A 23,364-nucleotide genomic window follows, 5' to 3' on the forward strand; every position below is an offset into this window, starting at 1 on the left:
TCAAACCCTTTTCGTGGCCCATGCAGGGAGAGAGAGAGGGAGCGAGCGCAGTTTCCCTGTTGTTCTACGTGGCAAACGATAGATATGTCGGAATAACAAAGTGGACTTATATATAAGTGAATAAAAAACCGTTTATAGTGGGAAGAGATGATCCGGCGACGTGCAGAAGCGGTCAAACCTTTGTAGTGGTTCATACAAGGGTAAACCAGAGAGAAGAAGCATACCATACTTCCTTTTGGTTGCACATAGCACATAAATGTCGAAATTATCATTCACTCATATATAGTTTGTTATTCAGAGAGTTGACTTCTTTAGAAACTGGAAAAAAGTTAAGTTGATCGCATTCATTTTCATTCTAGATACTGGCAGTATCGAATTCAACTATTAGTCTATTACTGTGAACGTCTGCGTCTGGAACTTCCGCGTGAGCGACGGTTAGATATTTGGTTGTCTTTGGATATAAGTAATATTAATAAGAATATAATCAAGGCTATAAGTATTCTATTAGTATTTGAGTTATTAGCCCTGACATCGCCTTGTAAACCAACAGAGTCAGCATCATTGAGCAATGCTGCATGAGCACCTTGTAAACCAACAGAGTCAGCATCATTGAGCAATGCTGCATGAGCATCTTGTAAACCAACAGAGTCAGCATCATTGAGCAATGCTGCATGAGCATCTTGTAAACCAACAGAGTCAGCATCATTGAACAATGCTACATAAGCATCTTGTAAACCAACAGAGTCAGCATCGTTGAACAATTCTACATAATCATCTTGTAAACCAACAGAATCAGCATCGTTGGGCAATTCTACATAATCATCTTGTAAATCAACAGAGTCAGCATCGTTGAGCAATTCTACATAATCATCTTGTAAACCAACAGAGTCAGCATCGTTGAGCAATGCTGCATAATCATCTTGTAAACCAACAGAGTTAGCATTATTGAGCAATGCTGCATAATCATCTTGCAAACTAACAGAGTTAGCATTATTGAGTAATTCTGTAAAATCACCTTGCAAACCAACAGAGTTAGCATCATTGAGTAATTCTGCAAAAGTAGCTTGCAAACCAACAGAGTTAGCATCATTGAGTAATGTTGCAAAATCACCTTGAATACCACATAACTCTGGAAAGTGTTGTCTAAAGTATTGGCTAATACAATGAATATCATCACTTTGATACGTATAGCCAAATTTGTTAGTAGTGTATGGCATATACTTTTGATGATGTTTTTTCCTAGAAGCCATTTCTTCACTCCTCAATTAAACGCTTAATAATACCTATACACATTCAATATATATAAAATTGAACAGATTGCTTGGACAGTCATCACTATAGGATGAAAATTCATCCTATAAATTCATCCTATAAGGTTCCTATATAGCATTTCTATAGGTGCTCTTTGGTTTTGCAGTATGAATGACAAGCTCAATTCTTCTATATGATGCAAAGAGGCAAATATCATGGACAAGTAGCAAATTACATTCTATTTAGAACAAAGAATGAGTGAAGGATTACTGGAATCTGGGTTATGTGAATTTTAATGAGTATCTAGCAGAATACGTTATACTTTTATTAAAATATAATTAGTCGATGCGTAAAAAGTGCCCGGCTTACGGACTCTTTTTGTACATGTTATATGTCAGATGCGGATTTAATACTTTTTTAAGAAATGGTTTAGAGAATGTTTAGCTTTATGCGGTACGATTGAAGCAGGATGGAACTCGGATAGAGGAGAATGTCTATGGAAGCTTTTTGGCTGACCAATGTGCGCTTGGAGACAGAGGGGTATATATGAAGACGGGTTGATTAAAAAATAGAGCCTGCAGATTGTTCTTGACCTGAACACGCCATTATATATGATGCAAACCTTTTGTAAGAACGCATTGCACTATCAATCATTCTGTAGGGTTGCAAAATTTAGAGACAACAGTTGCGGGGTTTTTATGAGATGTGAAAAAAATACATCTGTGCACACTAAAGAGAGTGATGAGCGCTCTCTTTTAATACGAAAAAGAACATTAAGGATGAAAAAATGTGTCGATTAAAACAAGGTTTTTGTTGTCTTATATCGCAGTTATATGTATTTCAATCATGTTGTTGTTTGCTGCCGGCTTTCTGATTCTTTTTACAATGACGGGAGATGTAAAATCCGTCCAGTATTTTTATAAGAATTCGTATACGAATAAGCCCTTGACGGAAGCTGAAGAGAACGCGTTTCTTGATTTGAAGCTGCTGGCTAAACATACGCCGGAACAATTGCTGGACGAGAAGCAGCTGCAGGAAAAGAAAGGGACAGAAATTGTAATACGAAAAGGCAAGTCCATCGTATATGCATCTCCTTCCTTGAATAAAGAAGCATTGGCAAAATCTCTTCCTGCTTTTGAAGAGGCGAATATTAATACACGCGATACGATTCAAATGGATAACTCTTTTTTCACGTATGTGAAATTCGATTTTTATTTTTCTGATAAAGAGGAAGGAAGTATGTTTGTTTTACGCAAAGTAAGTTCTTATACGGAACTGGTCCGAAACCTATTCCCGATTCTGTTCGGCTTACTGCTGCTTTTACTTGTGATTACACTTGGTGTCGTGAACTATATCGTTTCACGCAGCGTTATCAAACCTCTCAATGTTCTGAAGCATGGAACGGAACGAATTAAGGAAGGGGACTTGGACTTTCAGCTGCGGCCGCATTCAGGAGATGAAGTGGGACAGCTTACCCAATCGTTCGAGGATATGAGAAAGAGGTTGAAAGAATCCGTGGAAGTGCAGATTCAATACGAAGAAAACCGAAAGGAGCTTCTTTCCAACATTTCTCATGATTTGAAAACGCCCATCACTTCCATTTTAGGGTATGTAGAGGGAATACGGGACGGCGTGGCAAATACGCCGGAGAAGATAGACAAGTATTTAACGACAGTGTATACAAAAGCAAAAGACTTGGACTCGCTCATAGAGGAATTGTTTCTGTTTTCCAAGCTGGATTTGCAAAAAGTCCCTTTTGCGTTTGAAATGGTAAACCTTGTGCAATATATGCGGGACTATGTGGAAGAGCTGCAGCTCGATTTACAGGACCAAGGAATAGAAGTGACATTGAAGCCCTCTTATCTTCATGTGATGTATGTAGAGATGGATCGTGAGAAGATAAAACGAGTGTTGTCGAATCTGATAAATAATAGTGTAAAATATATGGATAAAGAGCATAAAAGCATAGACATCGTTTTAACCGATCGGCAACATTACGTCACTGTACAGGTGACGGATAATGGTCCGGGCATCGACGAAGCGGCGCTGCCGTATTTTTATCGTGCGGAGCGTTCACGAAGCAAGCATACGGGCGGAAGCGGTCTCGGCCTCGCGATTGCCAAACAAATCGTTCAAGGGCACGGGGGAACAATCAGTGTCAGCAGTGAAACAGGAGCAGGGACGACCATCTTCTTTTCCTTACCGAAAGCAGAGACGGGGGATGTAAAGTGAAAAGGATATTGATTGTAGAAGACGAAGTTAGTATTGCCGAATTGCAGCGGGATTATTTGGAAATCAATGGATTATATGTGGATATGGAATCATCCGGAAAAGCAGGGCTTGATCGTGTTTTGCATGAAGGATACGATCTTATCATATTGGACATCATGCTTCCGGAGATAAACGGATTTGAAATCTGCAAGAAAATACGCGCGGTCACCAATGTGCCCATTTTGCTCGTATCCGCCAAAAAAGAAGAGATCGATAAAATTCGCGGTCTTGGTCTGGGGGCAGACGATTATATTACAAAGCCGTTTAGCCCGAGCGAGCTTGTCGCACGAGTGAAAGCGCATCTGGCGCGTTACGAGCGGCTCGCGGGCAGTCGTTCCTCCCAAAATACGATATACGTGCATGGAATTTCTATTGATAAGGCGGCGCGCCGGGTGTATATCAATGATAAAGAAGTAATCTTCACCACAAAGGAATTTGATTTATTGACATTCCTTGTTATGCATCCGAATCAAGTATTGAGCAAGGAGCAATTATTCGAAAACATCTGGGGGTTCGATTCAGCCGGAGATGTATCTACTGTAACGGTTCATGTTCGTAAGTTGAGAGAAAAAATAGAAAGAGATCCGGCAAATCCACAATATTTAGAAACGGTTTGGGGAGCCGGCTACCGTTTCAATATATGACCAAGTATAAAATCCTGCCGTTAAAGAGGCAGGATTTTTTTATAAGAAAAGTTTTCAGCTTTGTTTATAGTTTTTTAAGAAATGCTTTAGAGGGAGTTTAGACATGTCCGATAAGATGAAGTCATGAAAGAAAGCAACCATAAAGGAGAGAAATATAATGAAGCAAAAGAAAAAATTATTGTCTTATGTAGTGTTGACTACGGCTCTTACTACTGGATGGGCTTTATACTCTGATGCAGGACAAGCGTATGCAGCTTCGGAAAGCAAAGTGGAATTGCAAACAGCAAAATCCGATACGATTCGTGTCGTGAAGTTCAATAAATTGAATCCTATCGCATTGGAAATTACGTTCTCTAAACCGATTCCGCAAGAAGATTTGATCTTAAATCAAGCACAGAAAAACTTCGTGTTCAGTAACGGACTAAAGCTTACGAATGTACCGCAATTAAAAACGGGAGCTGAATCCACTTATATCGTTCCGGTTTCAGTACAAAAGCCGGGAGAGAAATATACGCTAACGTATAAAGGAAAGAAAATGCGCACATTTACAGGAAGCAGAGACAAGTTGAAATTGAGTTCAGTGAAACAAGTGACGAATGATACATTCGAATTGGAATCATTCCGTTCCAACGGTATCCTTGACTACCAATATGTCGTAGCCGCCGATGCCGAAAAAATGGGGAATCTTGCAGTGACCCTTGATAAACACAATAGATATAACGGTGTTCGTTATGATATCATCCCGTCTCTAAGAGATCAAAAAGTAACAATCACTCCGGAAGGCGGAGAACCGATGACAGCCAGCTACGTACCATTTACGCAGGCCACTGACGGCAGACAGGCTCCGAAATTCCGTTTGCCTCAAGGCCAAACATTAAAACTGGGCACAAAATACACAGTAATGGCTGACTGGGCGATTGTGGAGAAACAGACGTTCATAGCGGCAGATGTAGCACCTCTAGTTATTTCATCAGCCAAGCAGGCAGGTCCTGCAAGTGTTGAAGTCACTTTGTCGCAAGATCCGAAAGATGAACTGTTCGCTCTTCGTCAAATCAAGTTGACAGCGGAAGACGGCTCAGAACTTCTTGCACAATACAAATTCACATCCCGCAAAGGCGCTTCCGGTACATTCGATATACTGAATAACAGCGCTTTAAAACCAGGAACAGCATACAAAGTAGAACCGATCGGCGGCTGGGCCGAGGCGGCAAACGTTACATTGTAGACGAATTAAACATACGCTTGACGCTACTATTACTATAAAAGGAAAGCCTTGTTTCAAGGGCTTTCCTCTTTACGCTATTGAGAGAAAACGAGTTTTAAGGAGATTGAATTTATTCTTGAATCTCATTATGAATTTTAATAGAGAATGAAATGCGGGGATATTTACGCAAGACGATGAATGAAGAGGCAGTCATGTAGAATGCTGTGAAGAGGCATAGAACTGAAGATAGTCCAAGTTGTTTATGAAACATGATATTTTCTTTACATATTCTATTTATAAATGAGGAAATTATAAAAGAATGTTCATGACATGCATGCAATGTACAGCTATAGCTGTATATAAAAAAAGCCTCCGCATCGGAGACTTTTTTAATATTGATCCATAACCAACTTTTGATCCAAAAGAAAATGGAGAAACTCTTCAATTTTAGGAATATCCTCCGGTACGATACCAAGTTTCGGAGCCCAATAGCTTGAATGTTCAATGTCCTCGCTGCAAAGCAGCGCCATGCGCTCGCTTTGTATGGAAATGACCATTGCTTTTCCGAGAAAATGCGAGGAGTAAATGACCGATAAATCATAGCGGTGATTGCCGGCGGCGATACAAAAATAGTGGATATTTTGCTTTTCTCTTTCTTCTGACAAGATTTCGAAATTCATATTTTACCACTCCTTTTCTACACTTTTTTGTGACAGAGGATGATCCTGGCAGATGCCCGTTCCCTCTCATGATCATCCCTTTGTTAAAACAATGGGTTAACGGCGTCTATTCGCAAGTGTATGCGCGAGCGGCTTCATAGGTGTATAAATACATTCGGCACAAGATACATCAGATTCCTGCTTTGTAACAAAATTAGAATATATAGGGGATAGGGAGAATTCTGCTCAAGCGTACATAAAAGGTGCATAAAAGGGAGAAAATACTCTGAAACGAAAGGAGTGTGTTTATGCATAAATTAATCAATACGACATTTATTATCTTATTTACCACACTGACAGTAGGATTGATTCCGGTCCATGCAGAAACGGCCAATACAAACCAGGAACAACCGGCTGTTCAATTGACAGAGAAACAGAAAAAGGAGTTATCGGCTCTGCATAAGGAAATTTTGGCGAAGAAAAAAGAAGTCATTTCAAAATATGTGGAATATGGAGTTATGCCGAAAGAAAAAGGCGACAAAATTATTTCGCATATGGAAGAGCACTATGCGAAGCTTGAGGAAAACGGTTTCGTCATGAAAAGAGAAAGACATAAGCATAGACATTGGGAGCGTTAGACAGTGAGAAAAGCTCAGATAAAGGAATCTGAGCTTTTCTTTTTTTCTGGGTATTCAAATTATCATTCCGTAGCGATTTGGTTTTCAAATATTGAATGGGACTGAAACAAAATGATTGTAATTTTATGATTTTATATATACAGATTTAACTTTGGTGAAATTTTCATATTGGTAAGGATAGCAGCCTAAACTTTTGGCTATTGTCCTGAATAAGGTGATTAAGAATAGAGTATTAAAAAATGAAGGGAGAGAAGTATACATGATCGATGAGCGTATTATCGGAGGGTTTGGCGGTCCGTTTTTCGGAGGATTTGGCCGTCCGTTTTTCGGAGGGTTCGGTCGTCCATTTTTTGGGTTTGGTCGTCCATTTTTTGGAGGATTCGGTTTTCCATTTTTTGCAGGGTTAACAGCGGGAGCTTTACTTACGCCTGGTTTTGGATACGGTTATCCTTACCCGGCACCGTATCCATGTCCATATCCATCTCCTTATGGCTGTCCATATCCTTATTCGTATGGTTATGGTTATTAAGGCGGTTTTGGGGAGAGGGAAGATTGAGGATTGTAAGACTTAAAAACTATTGTATGAAGGGACACCATCTGTTAGAACAGATGGTGTTTTTTATATGTAAATTTCATCAATTCAAAAGGTAAAGATAAAATTCCACTAAATATTCAATGTATTCATTTGCAAGTTAACGTGCATATATTTCTTAGATTACTAATATAAAAGTCTATAGACGAGCATTAATAAAATGAAGCAACTACGACTATATTCCTCTACGACATGAATTTACTTATGTATATGTTGACTAAAAATGTCCTATGCGCCAGGTACTTTATGAAAGAAAATAGGCTCTGCTTTTTTGTGACCATGTTAAAGTCTACTAAGCTCGAAAGGGAATTGTCTTATGTACATCTTGTCTAAAGGAGGTGAGTAGAAAGGCTTTCTCTCTATAATCATGCAGTGTGTAGAGTATATCGACAGGATGGTGAAGAGAAATACTGCATGCATGATTGTCTTGAAAATAGGAATAGCCCTTGCGTCCAAGGAATGTAAATTCTAGATGATTCTCTTGTTTGCCGAATGTTCGGAAGTTGGAGATACATAGTCCCTCACTGTAGAATATGGGTTTTACATTCCCAATTCCAAAGGGTTCTAAGGCCTGGAAATCATCAAACAGATAACTACTTACCTCCAAGAGGGAAAGACACCTATTATATGTTTTATCCGTACTAATTTGAGGTTGCCGGGGCAACATGAATTCAAGTGCGCAGTAAAATTCGTGTATACGTTGTTCACTTGGATGAGGGTATAAGCAAAATTTAGCCATTGTTGAATGAATATCATAGCGTTTAAGAGATCCACCGTATTGATGAATTACTTTTGCTACACTGGTCTTATCTCCATTTATGCTTCTTGCTACAGCTTCTCCTTCGTAGGAAATCACTACAGTCGGTCTTCGATAACATTCGGCTATACGACAAGCTATCGGGCCGAGAATTCCAATATGAAAATCTCCGTATATGCAATGCCACTTCTCCAGGAGAATAAAGTCTTTTATATATCCTCTTGTAACTCGTCCACATCGTTTTACCTCCTTTTCGGCGAAAATATAACCCATAGCATTATACCATTCCAGGACTATTATTTTTAGCTTTCTAGGCAGCGTCTAAAAGCTAAGAAGAAGGATTTTTTTGGGGGTTCAGGTATCATTGACTTTAAATCATTTCTATTTAACTAATGGAAGCGATTGATCAATTTAAGGGAACGCACTCTGGTTTGGCGTGTATAAATTTGTATTTTAGGGGATAATTTCTCTGAGGTGACTTTAATGAATCTTAAGGACTTGAAAGAAAATCATGATTTTATTCACCGTGAAGTTAAAAAGGGGAATCTAAAAATTACTCTTTTTTATCTGAAGTCACTATGCGACGAAAAAAAAATTACTTGTAATGTAATCTCAACTTTTTATGATACAGACGGAATCATTGAGTATGAAGAATATATACGCTCATTTGAAGAATGGTCAATGATTAAAGAGGAAAAAGATGCTGTGGGAAAAATTTTCAGCGGATGCATTATAATCTTACAAAACAATAAAATGTACTCTGTTAAACTGGACAAGATTGAATCACGTCCTGTATATGAATCGACAGAAGAAAGTATTTTGCAAGGACCTAAAGACAGCTTAAATGAAAAAATGAGTATATCATTAAACATTATTCGCAATCGATATCGAAAAGAAACATTAAGGGCTAAAAACCACACATTAGGACAAAATTCCAAGACGAATATTATTTTGCTGTACGATGAAAAGCTCTGTGATAAAAATGCTCTACAACACTTGAATAATAAACTAAAAGACTTAAAAGTGGATTTATTACAATCTGCGGGTCAGTTGCAAAAATTATTGGTGGAGAGTAAGTGGTGTCCTTTTCCTTTATTTATGACAACAGAGCGACCCGACAGAGTAGTAAGAAATCTGTCTCAAGGGAAAATTGTATTTCTTATTGAAGGATCTTCATGGGTTTTACTAGGACCAGCTAGTTTCTTTGATTTTTTTAAATCTATGGATGATCATGTAGAGTTAGTCACCATAGGAAAATTTCTTATTTTTATTCGATACATAGCACTTATGATTTCACTTTTTCTTCCCGCTTTATACGTCGCCGTAATTTCTTATTCTCCAGAAATTTTAAAAGTACAATTTGCTCTTCTAATTGCAGGAAGCAGAATAGCTGTTCCTTTTCCTTCCTACATTGAAATTATCTTTATGATGCTGATGGTAGAATTTTTATGTGAAGCTAGTATTCGTTTACCAAGAACAATTAGCCCATCCGCAACAACTGTAGGTGGCTTAATCCTCGGTCAGACAGCATCCCAAGCAGGACTAATAGGTAATGTTATGATTATTGTAATTTCTATTGTTGCAATTTCTATTTTTGTCATTCCGGTTAATGCCATGCATCAAGCTATCCGATTCATACGATATCCATTAATTGTACTTGGAAGTTTATTTGGAACTATAGGGGTACTAATCGGAGCTTTTGCTCTTATCGCATATCTATGTAGTTTACGTAGCCTAGGTAAACCGTACATGCAGCTATTTGCTAAAAACTGATTGTAGGTGGATTTTAATGCTAGGACAGCGTTATTACGTTTATTTGTTTTATATCAATGCACTGGTGAATGTAACTGCTTTTATCCCACAAATCCTTTACAAAAATCGATTTAACGGGAGCTTATTTAGTTTAGCTCTATCAACCCTAATAGGAACGTTTCTGATTTTTTTATTTCAAACTCAAATAAAAAAATTTCCAAGACAAAATATTGCTCAAATCATGGATAGGATTTTCCCAAAATGGTTTCAGAAGACTTTTCTGTTTTTTAATTTCACTCTACATATTTTTGCAGGAATTTTATTTCTTATCTCAAATACGCAAATTGTAAACCATTTTTTAACCCCGAACTCAATTATCATATTTTATATTTTTCTCTTGTTAATCGTATTTTTAATAATGAATCAAACAAATTCCATATTGTATATGTTGGAAATTATTGTTTTATTTGCTACACCTTTCTATCTTTTTATAATGCTGAGGTTTTTTACAGATGATTTAGTAATGGTTGATTTTATCAAACAATCTTGGACTTACCTAATGCATTTTCCAAAAATGAATTCGGTTGCTTCTGGATTATTTGTTTTTACAGGATTCACAAATTTTTTTATTTATGGTGAACATATTCTTTCTATTGGTAAGAAACCATTATTTATTGCTTTGGGGATTATTTGTTTCGTACTTTTTTCTTCATATTTCGTACCAATTGGATACTTTGGACTTAATGGTGTAGGAAAGGAAAGCTATGTATGGGTAACTGCAGTTGACAGCATGCGCTTTGATTACTTCTTTTTAGAAAGAATGGTACCAATTTTTATTTTAGTTCAAATTGGCATAACGTTGATGTATATAATATTATCCTATCACTCGTCACTACAATATCTTCAGTTAATGACAAAAAATGTTGGAGGACGTTCAAAATGGGTCGGCATATTTGTCGTGGTGATATCAGCTATAATTACTCAGCATTTTACAGACGAATTCATGTTGTTAAAACTTTTCAATTGTTTTTTTATTTCTCGAATTATTTTAGATCTATTTTTAATGTTAATTTTACTTTTTGCTTCAAAAAAGCAAATGTAAAATTAGTATTTGTTTTTTTGATATTACTGTTAAATCCTTTTTTAGTTAATGGGTGTTCATTTAAGGATATTGATAAACGTTCATTTGTTACATCAATTGGTATTGATAAGTCTGAATTATTGGGAAAAAAATTTAAAGTGATCCTCAAAATTTCACTTTCAAAAGGAGACCCAGCTACAATTGGAGCCGATTTTACTTTGCTATCTTCTGATGCCAATTCCATTTCTGAAGCTCTAAGACGAATGAAGTCGATGACAGATAAAGAATTGTTTTACGGACATACAAAAACAATTCTCATCGGAGAAAAAGTTGCTAAGGGGGATATTCGCCCTTTATTAGATTATTTCGTAAGAAGACCCGAAATACACAAGACTGCGTATTTAAGTGTTGCTGCTCCATCAGCATATCAGGTACTACAGTACAAACCAAAGGTAGAACGAGTTGCAGGTAGTTATTTATTTTCAATGTTTGAAGAAAGCAGCACTGATTCGCCATATGTTAAAGTGTTAACACTATTTGATGCATATAGAAGGGAAACAGAAACGGGAATTAACATCGCTATGCCCGTAATTGAAGTTAAAAACAATAAAATTCTAGTTGATACGATTGCCCTTTTTAGCAAAAAAAGAATGGAATTTAAGCTTAATCCTAAAGAATCTGAGCTATTTAGACTCCTGACTGTGGGTATTAAGAATGGAAGTACAAATATTAAGACCATAGATGGTACTTATGCAATAAATATTTCAAAAGGAAATGCCAGCTTCAATATTAAAGAAACCAAAAACCACATGTTATCAGCCTTTTTTTTAATTAAATTGAATGCAATTGTAGAAGAAAAAATGGACAATCAAATAAATCTTTCCAATGATCAAATAAAAAAAATACAGGATGAAACTGAAAAGAAAATTAAAAAAGATGTCAATTTACTTTTAGATAATATACAGAAAACAAAACTAGACCCCATTGGATTAGGTCTTAAATTCAACTCAAAAAATTTTGACCATAGGAATTGGGTTAATTTTTACCCTAACCTCAAGTTTAAAGTAAATGTGGCTTGTAAAATTAATGGAGCTGGTATTGTTGAATAAAATTGGTTCTATACAAAAGCTCGATTGTGAAGGAATGTACTTAAACAAACGGGGGCTTGAGTTGAACAAGAAGTACAAAAAAACCGACTGGATTCGGTCTTTTTGTTTTGACTAAAAATCAACAATGAGGTTTAACTGAGCCAATTAATAAAAAACAGGGGCATGAAAGGGGTAGTCTTATTTCCTGGCAAAGCTCCTCATTTAATAACGAAGAAAATAAAAGCACCGCTCAAAATCCAAAGTGAGTGGTGTTTTTTCTGCTTCTCATTTCACTAGTAGGTACAAACACTTTAGCGCTTGTGCTGCCTATTTTTTCATCCTTGGAGCATATGCAGCAGGTTATTAGTGAGGATGCACCTTATGTAGTGATGAATGCGGTAGATGTTTTAAAGAATAAAGAAACCGATGCGTCTGTTTTTTTAAATATGGGTTCGCATCCATTTAAGGGATTTGTCCAGGAGGAAATCGCAGCCCTATGCGATGGCAGCATTATAGAGTATTTTCCGCTAGAGAAATAGTAAAGAACAGAGGATGGGGAAAGAGAATATGAAGATTCAAGTGCGGCCGGAAAGGCTTGACGAAGTTGCCGGCCAGTTCGCGAAGGCACGGGAAGAAAGCCGGCATTTGATACAATCGATGCAGAAATCGATAAGCTTATTGGAATCGCAATGGCAAGGAGCAGTCAGAGAAAGCTTCTACCAAAGGTACCATCAGTCCAGCCGAATCATGGACCAATACATAAAGAAATTGCATGAAGTAGAAAAAGATTTGCATCACATAGCCAATACGTTTCGCAAAGCGGATGATCAGAAAACAGTGGGTCATGCGAAGTACACCGGTGAGGTAAAGAAAAAGGAACAAGCAAAAAGCTGGTGGCAGAAGGGGAAGGACTTTTTAGGAGAAGCAACTGGCTGGTATGATGTAGAAAGAGCGGCAACTGGAACAGACCCTGTTACGGGGGAGGAGCTCTCAACGAAGGAGCGATGGATTGCAGGAGCATGGGCAGTAGCAGGAATTCTGCCTGTCGGAAAGCTTGCAAAGGGTGGTAAAATAGTAGCGGCAGGGTTGAAGATGGGAAAGGGAGTAGTGAAAGCCAGGAATTTTCCAAATGTTAAACAGGTTGTAGTTGGAACTGGAATGAAGATAAAACAGGATGTCTTAGAAGTAAAACATTTTGGAAAAAGTGTATCAAATTCTGCACAAAATTTATTTCGTGCGCAGTGGGGAATGCAGCCTGCTTTTGCTAGCTCGGCTCTTGATCACTACAGGAATACTAAAAACACCATAGAAAATACTGTTAATAAAAGTAGCTTCTCTGTAGAACAAAAGGTACAAATTCTTCATTCAGTGCCATCTGTAAAAAATGGAGAATTTCATAAATGGTTTAATGATTTAACAACAGATGAGTTTGATACAATCTGGCAAGATTCTAACGCTAAACAAGCTATTAAGGCTAGGCTGAGATATCCTGGAGGAATGCATGAGTGGCATCTTGTAGCACGTGCAGACGTGTTTAAGTATTGGGGAGTAACTGCTGAACAAATCACTGAATTAAGAACAGCCATTAGTGAAGTTAAATTTGTCAATCCGCCTGGTGCTCACGGAAGAAAAGGTTCAACAAAAGCACATAATGAGTTGCTAGAAATTATTGATACATCCTTAGACTATAATAACTTTACAAGAAGGCTTCAAAATTGGGCTCATTATAGATTCGAGGGGGGAGTAGATGCTCTTCCTGAAGGATTAAGATTAAAAAAATAAGGGAGGCTTTTTTATGGAAAAAGAAAATATTGTTGCTTTATGGGTAGGGAATGTTTCATCCATGGGCGAGCTAGAAGAATATTTAGAAACAACTTATACAGAAGATGGAGATTTACTACCTTCCGCCTTTGCTCAAGATTTTGGTATCGAGTATTATGATGAGGCATTTCAAGAAATCGATTATCGTGAGCATGCTACTGCTAATATTAATGAATTACTTGCAGATTTTTCTTACGATGAAGAGCTTATTTCAAAGTATACTTCGTTATATGGAGAAGGTCTCTCATCAAAGTTTAACTCTGTGATACTATTATATAATTTTGAATATACAGGGAGCCTGAAGAAGGTTGTGAACAGCGGGAGAAGCTTTGAATACTTAGGAAGTGTTGCATATAGATAACTAAGCAGATATCAGAGTCCAGAAATTTAGTGGAACATGCATCCTGTGGAATGTTTGAACGAGCATCAAGGCGGTATTCATACTAAAGATAGTATTTCGCGTGAAATCTTTAAAAATAAGATTAAGAGATGATGAAATGTTTGAGCAATTAAAAAAATACATAGTAGCGGATGAGAGTGTGCAATCAAATCAATCTCCTATTTTCTATCCTTTGCCACAGGGTGAGATTGAAGAAGCAGAGCAATTGTTAAATCTAAAACTTCCCAAGGAGTTAAGGGAATTTTATAAGGAAATCGGATATGGTTTTCTTAAAACGGATAGACGAACATTTATTAACAGAATTTTTGATCCTATTTCTTTGGCGGATTTCCGTTTAAGACAGTATGACTATGAAAATAACCCAAATTTAGAAGGGGTAGATGATGAAGAGTCAATTGTGTTTTTTGAAGTGACTGAACTTAGCTTTCTGACAATAAAATTTAGGCAAGAAAATGAGTTGGGGCAATGTCCTATATATTATGGACGTAAAAAAATAGCTGAGTCTTTGGAAGAGTTCATGAATAAAATGGAGTCGCAGCCAGATTACTACATCTAAATTAGTGAAAAAGTTACTTACATTAAAATGGTGTACGGTTTTAGGACAACATACTCTAGGTGTCCTCTTCATTTTGAAGGTTTCTCTAGGGAAGGGTCATTATTATAACTTTTGCCAGCACCACGAGTCATATGTTGTTTGTTTTTGCTTCTAAAGAGGATAGTACCGCATACCTATCAAACTAAATCAAAATTGTATTTTTAAAATGCCAAACAGTGTTTTAGGCTCAAAGTGAGCTTTAGACTAGGTCATGCTAAGATGGAATTGTAGAAGACGGCGATGAATAAAGACTGATAAACAGTAGCTTATTCATAAATGTATAAGGGAATACGAACATTATAGAAAACAGACAAACCGATTGTTTCGGGTAGAGGATGGCTATTGATATCCTTACCCGGCACCGTATCCATATCCATGCCCTTATGGATACCCATATCCTTATTCGTATGGCTATGGTTGTTAAGAGGGTTTTGGGAAGAGGAAAGAGTGGGGATTGTAACAGTTAAAAACTATTGTATGAAGGGACATCGCTCGTTAGAATGGGCGATGTTTTGTTTAATGGCTCTGTTAAACATTAGTGTTGATATTTCACCAAAAGAAAAAGGACAATTTTTTGGTCCATTTGCATATCTTGTTCAACTAAAGCCCTGAACTATGTGGGATATAAAGCAATCTATGCAACTTATTTTTCAACGCCGGTTGTTGTTTTATCTGAACTATGTGGGATATAAAGGCAGTATTACATGTGCTTTCAGCTTGGTCTGACCAAGTTTTATCTGAACCATGTGGGATTTCACTAAAAAGTACCGATACACAATTATTGGTACTTTTTTAATTTCTTGCGGTTTATGATACGTTTGCTGTAACTAGGTTTCTTAAGGATACAGAAATGTTATAAAAAACAGTATCAAATAACAGTATCAAATAACAAGTTTCATAAAACATGTATTTATTATAAGTGTTCCGTAGAAAAAGTTCTTTACTGGAATAGGCTATTGTTCTTCAACAAACGGGCCAGATTGTGGGATACTAGGAGGACATTCAAGACAGAAACTTGAATATTTTGAAACAAGATCTTATTTAAATATCGTATTTTAAATTAAATAGTGAGGTAGATCAATAGAGGGTATTACATTATAAGATAAATGAAGACATTCTGATTTACTACGGAGAATTTGAAGTAGTGTTAGATTTATATAAAAGTAAAATGACAGGTGTCTTATATACTTTAAGGGAAGTGATAGTAAAATGCTTTATACATGGAATATTGAGAAGGTCATTAAAGATACACTAGATAAGCACAATTTAAATATTAACTATGAATTTAACAATAATCTCACGGTACCTATGAGTTATAACGTATCGACAAATACTATAAAGTTTAATTATCTTCAAGTTAACGGTTATATCAGTAACATTAGAATTAAAGAGACAGATGAAAACTTTGTTAAAATTATTCTTTATCATGTGATTGGTTATTACTTAGATTTTAAGAAAAACAAACATGATTTAAGGATTCTAATGTATGGTGACGAAGAAGAAATAGAAAAGCTTAAATCTAAAATAGAAACGAATGCTTGGGATTACGGGAGAACATTGATCCCTGAGCAGTTGTTACAGTCATATGATAAAGTACGTGAATTAGATAAAGCTCTAATAAAGAGCCGATTAACGAATATTTAATAATAATTTTTAGCTTATATGGTAGCAAAAGCGCAAATAATGAATCACAGTTCGCAAATGGAAATGGAAGAAGTGGAATTGCTGGAAAAGGAAATGATGAACAAGGCGGACAGGAAGCTATAAAAATAAGAAAGAAAAGATGTAGAAAAACATCTATAAACGACTGAACTTTAAGACGAGTATGTCGTAGGATAACGGGGCGACCTTAACTATCGGATTGTCCAGGGAAGATCGTCTCCATTCTTTTTCTTTTTATATTTTTAGCTAAAAGATAAACGTACATTTGTTTATAATTATGTGCATGATAAAAATGAGATATAAATAGTTACTATGTGTACTTACTAAATCTAAGTGAACACCCTCTATACACGATGGGTGAGGAAATACATGGATTTATGTTTGGGGTCTGTGTAGCAACGGAACTTTTTTATGCAATAAGCATTAGTGGACATTGATTTCCAGTATTATTGCTTATATTAGCGGACATTAAAGCCTAATTTTCATGCTTTCAATGTCCGCTAATAATACTTAGAGGACATTAACGGCTCAAATTTTTTAGATGATAGTAAAAACCATTAATAAAATAAGGGTAAAATTACTCTTTTAGTTTAATTTCATACCATTTATAATGTCCGCTAATGCTTGTTGCGTGATCCGGTTCCATTTCTACACAGACCCCATAATCATTAAGACAGGATTTTTAAATTGGTTTCTAATTGTCCTTATATATATTTAACAATTTAGTTCGTTTAATTTTAACCTTAAAAATTCAAAAAATATTTGACACATTTTAATTACTTTGTAATACTATATAGTAGTACTGAGTGATGATAAGTAGCGTGTAAGGAGGATATATGAAGGATTTAACTGAAATGCTTAAGGGAGTTCTTGAAGGGGTACCATCAGCGAAACGCAAATTAACAACGCTAAGGGATGAAGTACCAAAGAATCCCTTGATATGGTATTCCATTAAAGGGGCAGGTTAGTTCAATATGGTTTAAAAGAAAAAGAACACATTAAGTGTTCTCGATCTCATTTTGTATTTTGGGGAGACTTACTGTGTTCGTACTTAATCAATTCAACTGGTGGATATTCTTTAGGAAGATTCTTCATTGTTTGACGAGATGGTTCGACCGCAAAGTATAAAGTGCCAGTTCCAAAAGTTTTTCCATTACTGGATGAAGGAATTAAGGTGATTTTCAAGACATATGAATATTTTTCCAAACCTTTGTACTATTTATTTCCTTTAAACGAAATAGATACCGTATCAATTTGTGAAGGTGTTGCATAGCCGTTAATATTGGTATCGAAATATTTTTAAGAAAAATAGTTGACACCCCTGCTACTCGGTGTTACAATGTACATGTAATAAGTAATACTGAATAGCGTGATTTCTCAATAGCTATTCAGTAAAAATTTCCCTTAGTACTAAGTTATACTGAATATAAGTCAGACAAAATAGGGGAGGCTATGAACATGGAAAATTTAACTGAAATGAGGCTATGAACATGGAAAATTTAACTGAAATGCTGAAGGGTTCGCTGGAAGGCTGCGTGCTGAAAATCATCAGCCGCCAGGAAACCTATGGCTACGAGATTACCCGCCGCCTGAACGAGCTTGGGTTTACCGAAGTTGTGGAAGGGACGGTCTACACCATCCTCGTGCGATTAGAAAAGAAAAAACTTGTGAACATAGAAAAGAAACCGTCAGATATGGGGCCGCCCCGCAAGTTTTACTCACTTAATGAGGCTGGCCGCCAGGAACTTGAATTGTTTTGGAAAAAGTGGGATTTTGTATCATCAAAAATCAACGTCTTAAAGTCAATCTAGCTTCATAAGATATTCCGTCCGATATTTTTGGAGTGTCTTGTTCAGCTTTATAAAAAAGGAGGAAAAATAACATGATGGAAATGTTCAAAAAAATGATTGGTGATAAAAAAGAGTACAAGATGATGATGGCACGGGTTGAAGCCCTGCCAGAGGACTACCAGTTTGTATTTAAGAAAATTCAAAACTACATGTGGAATTTCTCAGCGGGCGGCGGGATGGATATGCTGCACATACAGTATGAATTAATCGAGTTGTTCGAAGCCGGTGCGGCGGAAGGCAGACAAGTGCTGGAAATTACTGGGGACGACGTGGCGTCCTTTGCCGACGAACTAGTGGCAAACGCTAAAACCTATGTCGCCAAGTATCGTGAAGATTTGAATCAGAGTATCATGAAGCGATTGGGGAAAAAATAAATTCAATGGATAATACCGACTGAATAGCTGGTTACAAATGTGAATTGCCACCTTAGCTATTCAGTTATTTTCAACCCGGTAATAAGTTATACAGATTATCAGTCAGACTAAATAGTAGAGTATAGGCAATCTAGCTCCGCAAGGCGCTTTTTATAAGGAGGAAAAAAGTATGAGCAATGCAGCGATTTCTGTAAAAGGGTTAAAAAAATCCTTTAAAGACAAGGAAGTCTTAAAGGGGGTGGATTTTGAGGTGCGGCGTGGCGAAATTTTCGCACTTCTGGGCTCAAATGGAGCGGGCAAGACGACGACGGTCAACATCCTCTCGACGCTGATGAAGCCCGATGGCGGCGAAGTAGGTATTTGCGGCTTTGACGTCCAGCGTCAACCGGATCATGTTCGCCAGAGCATCAGCCTGACAGGGCAGTTCGCAGCTTTAGACGGCATGCTCACCGGGCGGGAAAACCTGATGATGATCGCCAAGTTGCGGGGAGTTTCCAATCCCGCTCAAGTCGCCGACAATCTGCTTGCAAGATTCAGCCTGACCGATGCGGCCAACCGCCGGGCGGATAAGTATTCCGGCGGGATGAAGCGCCGGCTTGACATCGCCATGAGCCTGATCGGGACGCCAGCAGTCATTTTTCTCGACGAACCGACGACAGGGCTTGATCCCGAAGCGCGGATTGAAGTCTGGGATACCGTCAAGGAGCTTGCCGGCGGCGGCACGACCATCTTGCTGACGACCCAGTACCTGGAGGAAGCCGAACAACTGGCGGACCGTATCGCCATCCTGCATGGCGGAAAAATCATCACGACCGGTACCCTTACCGAACTCAAAGAGATGTTCCCGCCAGCGAAAGTGGAGTACATCGAGAAGCAGCCGACATTGGAGGAAATTTTTCTCGCGATCATCGGCAAAAAGGAGGAGATGTAAATGAAAAGCAAAACAGGGGTATTACTAGGGCGTTTATTGCGCAACATCATGCGCAGCCCGGATACGATTATCACGGTGGCGATTACGCCGATTATGATGATGCTGCTGTTTGTCTACGTATTTGGCGGCGCCATAGAGACAGGCACGGACAACTACGTCAATTATTTATTGCCGGGAATCTTGCTGATGGCTATCGCATCCGGCGTCGCTTACACTTCCGTGCGGCTGTTTACGGATGTAAAGAGTGGGCTGATGGCGCGTTTCATTACCATGCCCATCAAACGCTCGTCGGTATTGTGGGCTCACGTGTTGACCTCGCTTGTTTCCAATGCGCTTACTGTCGTGGTGGTTATCCTCGTCGCGCTCTTGATGGGCTTCCGTTCCAGCGCTGATATCCTGGATTGGCTCGCGGTAGCTGGGATACTCGGGCTGTTTACGCTGGCGCTGACATGGCTGGCGGTCATTCCCGGATTGACAGCGAGGTCTATGGAAGGGGCGACAGCCTACTCGTACCCGCTGATTTTCCTGCCGTTTATCAGTTCGGCCTTTGTCCCCACCGAAACCATGCCTAGAATTGTCCGTGCGTTCGCTGAGAACCAGCCCGTGACTTCAATCGTGAATGCGATTCGTGCCCTCTTGTATGAAGGGTCTGTTGGCAACGGTATCTGGATCGCGCTTGCCTGGTGCGTCGGAATCATGGTCATCGCTTACTTCTTCGCCAGTAAAGCATTTAAACGCCAGTTAGGGTAAGTACACCATTATGGGATTAGCCATATCAATAGTTAGCCGCTGCGATGAATGCATTTGCTATCACATGGAAGGCTGCTTAAATGCCGGGGCAACCATCGACGAAATCATGGAAACCCTTAAAATTGGTGTGATTGGTGGCGGCTCGATCACTTATCCCAACGCGAGGTTTGCCATGCATGCTTTAGAAGATAAGGAATCTATTAAATTCACATGCTGCTGGAACCGATTTATGGATTTCAATTGGTTGGATGGTGTTAATCATAATCATTTCATATATTTTTGGAATGAAAGTTTATAAGAGAGTATAATCATAATATTTATGTAAATTTTGTGGATTTTAAATAAAGTCGTTCCGGTTATAATTATCATTGCCAATTACTATTCTATAATTAACCGATTTCGCTAATCATTTTAGGCAGTAGACCAATTCGAAAATCGAATAAGTCTACTGCCTTTTGTTTGTTCAGCGCATTCCGTTGTAAAAGACTAGGTGAAATCACTAAGACTTGTGGCCTTATGGTGTTTTTCAGAATGAAACTAATACGATACCCGTAACCGAGTTTAAAATTGGCGATGAAGTGTTTGGATGCGCGGGTGGATTTAGAGGGACTGGTGGTGGTGCACTTGCAGAGTTTATGCTAGCAGATGTTGATTTACTTGCTCACAAGCCGAAAAATTTGACGATGGAAGAAGCTACAGCTTTACCATTAGTTTCCATTACCGCTTGGGAAGCATTATTTAATCGTGCAAGGCTTATACCTGGACAAGATATATTGATCCATGGAGCCACCGGAGGTGTAGGACACATCGCCATTCAACTAGCCAAATGGGGAGGAGCGACAGTCTATACAACTGCCTCTTCGCAAGAGAAGCTGGAGATTGGCACGCGCCTTGGTGCTGATGTAACTATTAATTATCGAGAAGAAAGCGTTCACGACTATGTACAAAAGTATACAAACGGAAAAGAATTTGACGTCGTGTTTGACACGGTAGGGGGTGAAAACCTTGATCGCTCTTTTGAGGCGGCAGCGGTACATGGAACGGTAACAGCCATTGCTACTCGTTCGACTCATGACCTCTCCCCAGTGCATTCGAAGGGACTTTCTCTTCATGTTACCTTTATGTTGTTGAAGATATTAAACAAGGACATGCATAAACATTATGGAGAAATTTTGAAGAAGGTTGCTAGGGTGGTTGAGGAAGGGAAGCTGCGTCCGCTTTTGGATTCAAACATTTTTACGTTTGATGAAGTCTCAAAAGCCCATGAGTACATGGAGTCAGGCAAGGCGATAGGAAAAATTGTTTTGAAAAATAGTTGGTAATATTATTGCAAATTTGAAATGCCTCAACAACTTTACGTTCATTTAAAAGTAGATGGTCAATAGAATCTCTATAAGATTCTCGATGTACCGTCTGCTTTTATTTTTAATTACCGTAAAAACCAATAGGGCATAGTAATAGAAATCGGCAACTTTAAGATAATTTGAAACCACTAATACTCTTTAAATAAAAGTTTTTGTCAATTTCTTTTTCGGTTACATCCTCTTGTTCTTCATTCCAAAAATCATACTTTATACCTCAAGAAAAAATTTCTTTTCTTACGCTAAACTGCCCCATCAGTTCAATAAGAAAATCAATAATGTTCTTTAACTGAGCCAAAAAATTCATGCCTGAGGAGCGAGGACAGCAGCGATACAGATCTCTTTTTTGTATCCATTAATTACATATTTAATGTGAAATGATTCACATAACGGATAAAATTGTACATAAATGATTAAAATATCAGCAACTAGGAGGTATTTACATGTCGATTTTAATCGCTATTCTGGGTATCGTTTTACTGCTTGGGGTATCTTGGCTCATGTCAAACGACAAGAAGGCTATCAATCTTCGAGCAATCAGTATTATGGGTGGTCTACAGTTAGCCATTGCGTGGTTCATGCTTAACACTTCAATCGGTCGATCAATCTTACAATCAGTAACAAACGGATTTAACAAAGTATTATCTTTTGGTGGAGACGGAATCAGCTTCGTTTTTGGTGGATTGGTTAAACAACAACTGTTCTTCGTAAACGTATTGATGCAAATCATATTCGTAACAGCTATCCTTGGCATCTTAACTTATATTCGCATCTTACCACTAGCTATCAAATATATCGGTGGATTTGTTTCCAAAGTAACCGGCTTACCTAAAGTTGAATCTTTCGTAGCAGTAAACTCAATGGTATTCGGAGATACATCAGCAATTCTTTCCGTAAAATCATTCGTACCTAAATTATCTGGCAACCGCTTATTCATTGTTGTAACATCTTCGCTAGTAGCTGTATCTGCTTCAATCTTGGGAGCATACATGAGCATGATCCCTGCAGGGTTTGTTTTAGTAGCATTGCCAATCAACGTATTCTCTGGCTTAATCTTAAGCTCAATTGTTTGTCCAGTTCGTAAAGAAGAAAATGATGAAGAAATCAATGTTAAAGAAATGATTCCTGAGAAATCACTGTTCGAAGCAATTGGTAACTGGACAATTTTAGGAGGAAAGACAGCACTTATCGTAGGTGCGATGCTTATCACTTACATCGGCTTAATCTCAATGGTAAACTGGATCTTCACTTCCATCTTCGGAATTAGCTTCACTAGTGTTCTAGGGTATGTGTTTGCTCCAATCGCTTACATGATGGGTATTTCTTCATCCGAAATCGTAAGAGCAGGTTCTGTAATGGGTACTAAAGTTGCGGCTAATGAATTCGTTGCAATGCTTGATTTCATGAAAATGATTCCTCATCTGTCACATAAGACAGTTGGTATCGTTTCAGCATTCTTAATCAGCTTCGCAAACTTCAGCTCAATCGGTATCATTCTTGGTACTGTACAAGCTATCAGCCAACAAAAGGCTTCTGAGCTTGCTAAAGTAGGTTTAAAGGTATTGTTAGTAGCAACTATGGGATCTATCCTAACTGGTACTATTGTTGGTCTATTCTTGTAAAATGGGGGCTCCAAAAAGAATGAAGAATGCAAAAGTACCGTTTGCATAGTGAAGTGAGTCG

Annotated in this window: 24 protein-coding genes and 2 pseudogenes; 23 read left to right on the plus strand and 3 right to left on the minus strand. The window is 38.0% G+C overall.

The window, feature by feature from the left end:
• Window positions 1-392 precede the first annotated feature (392 nt).
• Window positions 393-1,250 (minus strand): hypothetical protein, encoded by an 858-nt coding sequence (locus H540_RS0124530; protein WP_028402808.1) that lies wholly within the window; start codon window positions 1,248-1,250, stop codon window positions 393-395.
• A 790-nt stretch (window positions 1,251-2,040) separates the two neighbouring features.
• On the opposite strand from H540_RS0124530, the gene H540_RS0124535 reads away from it, so the two are divergent.
• The 3 genes from H540_RS0124535 (at window position 2,041) to H540_RS0124545 (ending at window position 5,391) form a co-directional block, all read left to right on the plus strand.
• Complete coding sequence (locus H540_RS0124535; RefSeq protein WP_028402809.1) at window positions 2,041-3,483, plus strand: sensor histidine kinase; 1,443 nt, start codon at window positions 2,041-2,043, stop codon at window positions 3,481-3,483.
• Window positions 3,480-4,166 (plus strand): response regulator transcription factor, encoded by a 687-nt coding sequence (locus tag H540_RS0124540; RefSeq protein WP_028402810.1) that lies wholly within the window; start codon window positions 3,480-3,482, stop codon window positions 4,164-4,166. Before H540_RS0124535 ends, H540_RS0124540 begins: the two co-directional genes overlap by 4 nt.
• A gap of 157 nt (window positions 4,167-4,323) precedes the next feature.
• Window positions 4,324-5,391: a hypothetical protein gene (locus H540_RS0124545; protein WP_028402811.1), complete on the plus strand. Its 1,068-nt coding sequence runs from the start codon at window positions 4,324-4,326 to the stop codon at window positions 5,389-5,391.
• Window positions 5,392-5,759: 368 nt separating this feature from the next.
• On the opposite strand, the gene H540_RS0124550 is transcribed toward H540_RS0124545, so the two are convergent.
• The gene (locus tag H540_RS0124550; protein ID WP_028402812.1) at window positions 5,760-6,050 is read right to left on the minus strand and encodes an SAV0927 family protein; all 291 of its coding nucleotides are present in this window, start codon (window positions 6,048-6,050) and stop codon (window positions 5,760-5,762) included.
• A gap of 287 nt (window positions 6,051-6,337) precedes the next feature.
• On the opposite strand from H540_RS0124550, the gene H540_RS0124555 reads away from it, so the two are divergent.
• Together H540_RS0124555 and H540_RS0124560 are read left to right on the plus strand one after the other, a co-directional pair.
• Window positions 6,338-6,667 (plus strand): YckD family protein, encoded by a 330-nt coding sequence (locus H540_RS0124555; RefSeq protein ID WP_034671879.1) that lies wholly within the window; start codon window positions 6,338-6,340, stop codon window positions 6,665-6,667.
• 259 nt (window positions 6,668-6,926) lie between these two features.
• The gene (locus H540_RS0124560) at window positions 6,927-7,196 is read left to right on the plus strand and encodes a hypothetical protein (protein ID WP_028402814.1); all 270 of its coding nucleotides are present in this window, start codon (window positions 6,927-6,929) and stop codon (window positions 7,194-7,196) included.
• Between the two features lie 355 nt (window positions 7,197-7,551).
• Here H540_RS0124560 and H540_RS35735 read toward each other — a convergent pair whose 3' ends face one another.
• On the minus strand, window positions 7,552-8,289 hold the full coding sequence (locus tag H540_RS35735) for a single-stranded-DNA-specific exonuclease RecJ family protein (protein ID WP_028402815.1): 738 nt from the start codon (window positions 8,287-8,289) through the stop codon (window positions 7,552-7,554).
• A gap of 210 nt (window positions 8,290-8,499) precedes the next feature.
• Here H540_RS35735 and H540_RS0124570 point away from each other — a divergent pair, with 210 nt between their 5' ends.
• The 18 genes and pseudogenes from H540_RS0124570 to H540_RS0124650 all read left to right on the plus strand — a co-directional run bounded on the left by H540_RS0124570 (window position 8,500) and on the right by H540_RS0124650 (window position 23,303).
• Entirely contained in the window at window positions 8,500-9,789 is a 1,290-nt protein-coding gene (locus tag H540_RS0124570; protein WP_034671881.1) for a spore germination protein, read from the plus strand.
• A gap of 16 nt (window positions 9,790-9,805) precedes the next feature.
• On the plus strand, window positions 9,806-10,870 hold the full coding sequence (locus H540_RS33640) for a GerAB/ArcD/ProY family transporter (protein WP_028402817.1): 1,065 nt from the start codon (window positions 9,806-9,808) through the stop codon (window positions 10,868-10,870).
• 17 nt (window positions 10,871-10,887) lie between these two features.
• Complete coding sequence (locus H540_RS0124580; RefSeq protein WP_162144558.1) at window positions 10,888-11,958, plus strand: Ger(x)C family spore germination protein; 1,071 nt, start codon at window positions 10,888-10,890, stop codon at window positions 11,956-11,958.
• 245 nt (window positions 11,959-12,203) lie between these two features.
• On the plus strand, window positions 12,204-12,476 hold the full coding sequence (locus H540_RS30835; RefSeq protein WP_162144559.1) for an SseB family protein: 273 nt from the start codon (window positions 12,204-12,206) through the stop codon (window positions 12,474-12,476).
• Window positions 12,477-12,504: 28 nt separating this feature from the next.
• On the plus strand, window positions 12,505-13,719 hold the full coding sequence (locus H540_RS31580; protein ID WP_051317268.1) for a WXG100 family type VII secretion target: 1,215 nt from the start codon (window positions 12,505-12,507) through the stop codon (window positions 13,717-13,719).
• Window positions 13,720-13,732: 13 nt separating this feature from the next.
• Window positions 13,733-14,119: an immunity 22 family protein gene (locus H540_RS0124595; RefSeq protein WP_028402819.1), complete on the plus strand. Its 387-nt coding sequence runs from the start codon at window positions 13,733-13,735 to the stop codon at window positions 14,117-14,119.
• Between the two features lie 30 nt (window positions 14,120-14,149).
• A pseudogene (locus H540_RS35295) lies at window positions 14,150-14,251 on the plus strand (ADP-ribosylating-like toxin); the annotation flags it as partial.
• A gap of 4 nt (window positions 14,252-14,255) precedes the next feature.
• Window positions 14,256-14,714 carry an SMI1/KNR4 family protein gene (locus tag H540_RS0124600; RefSeq protein WP_028402820.1) on the plus strand — a complete coding sequence of 153 codons (459 nt, stop codon included), beginning with the start codon at window positions 14,256-14,258 and terminating at the stop codon, window positions 14,712-14,714.
• A 486-nt stretch (window positions 14,715-15,200) separates the two neighbouring features.
• A complete protein-coding gene (locus tag H540_RS35300) occupies window positions 15,201-15,365 on the plus strand; it encodes a hypothetical protein (RefSeq protein ID WP_155891139.1) in 165 nt (54 codons plus the stop codon).
• 597 nt (window positions 15,366-15,962) lie between these two features.
• Entirely contained in the window at window positions 15,963-16,397 is a 435-nt protein-coding gene (locus H540_RS0124610; RefSeq protein WP_028402821.1) for a hypothetical protein, read from the plus strand.
• Between the two features lie 854 nt (window positions 16,398-17,251).
• On the plus strand, window positions 17,252-17,383 hold the full coding sequence (locus H540_RS35305; protein ID WP_281172544.1) for a hypothetical protein: 132 nt from the start codon (window positions 17,252-17,254) through the stop codon (window positions 17,381-17,383).
• A 522-nt stretch (window positions 17,384-17,905) separates the two neighbouring features.
• Complete coding sequence (locus H540_RS0124620; protein ID WP_028402822.1) at window positions 17,906-18,226, plus strand: PadR family transcriptional regulator; 321 nt, start codon at window positions 17,906-17,908, stop codon at window positions 18,224-18,226.
• 71 nt (window positions 18,227-18,297) lie between these two features.
• Window positions 18,298-18,639, plus strand: coding sequence for a DUF1048 domain-containing protein (locus H540_RS0124625; RefSeq protein ID WP_028402823.1), 342 nt, complete (start codon window positions 18,298-18,300; stop codon window positions 18,637-18,639).
• Between the two features lie 169 nt (window positions 18,640-18,808).
• Entirely contained in the window at window positions 18,809-19,570 is a 762-nt protein-coding gene (locus H540_RS0124630; protein ID WP_028402824.1) for an ABC transporter ATP-binding protein, read from the plus strand.
• Window positions 19,571-20,320 (plus strand): ABC transporter permease, encoded by a 750-nt coding sequence (locus H540_RS0124635; RefSeq protein ID WP_028402825.1) that lies wholly within the window; start codon window positions 19,571-19,573, stop codon window positions 20,318-20,320.
• Between the two features lie 10 nt (window positions 20,321-20,330).
• Window positions 20,331-20,618, plus strand: coding sequence for a carboxymuconolactone decarboxylase family protein (locus H540_RS34940; protein WP_245592345.1), 288 nt, complete (start codon window positions 20,331-20,333; stop codon window positions 20,616-20,618).
• A gap of 253 nt (window positions 20,619-20,871) precedes the next feature.
• Window positions 20,872-21,642: pseudogene (locus tag H540_RS30850) on the plus strand (zinc-binding dehydrogenase); the annotation flags it as partial.
• Window positions 21,643-22,124: 482 nt separating this feature from the next.
• Window positions 22,125-23,303: a NupC/NupG family nucleoside CNT transporter gene (locus H540_RS0124650; RefSeq protein WP_028402826.1), complete on the plus strand. Its 1,179-nt coding sequence runs from the start codon at window positions 22,125-22,127 to the stop codon at window positions 23,301-23,303.
• Window positions 23,304-23,364: the final 61 nt, after the last annotated feature.

It is taken from the genome of Ectobacillus panaciterrae DSM 19096 (assembly GCF_000430785.1).
GTDB classification, from domain to species: Bacteria; Bacillota; Bacilli; order Bacillales; family Bacillaceae_G; genus Ectobacillus; species Ectobacillus panaciterrae.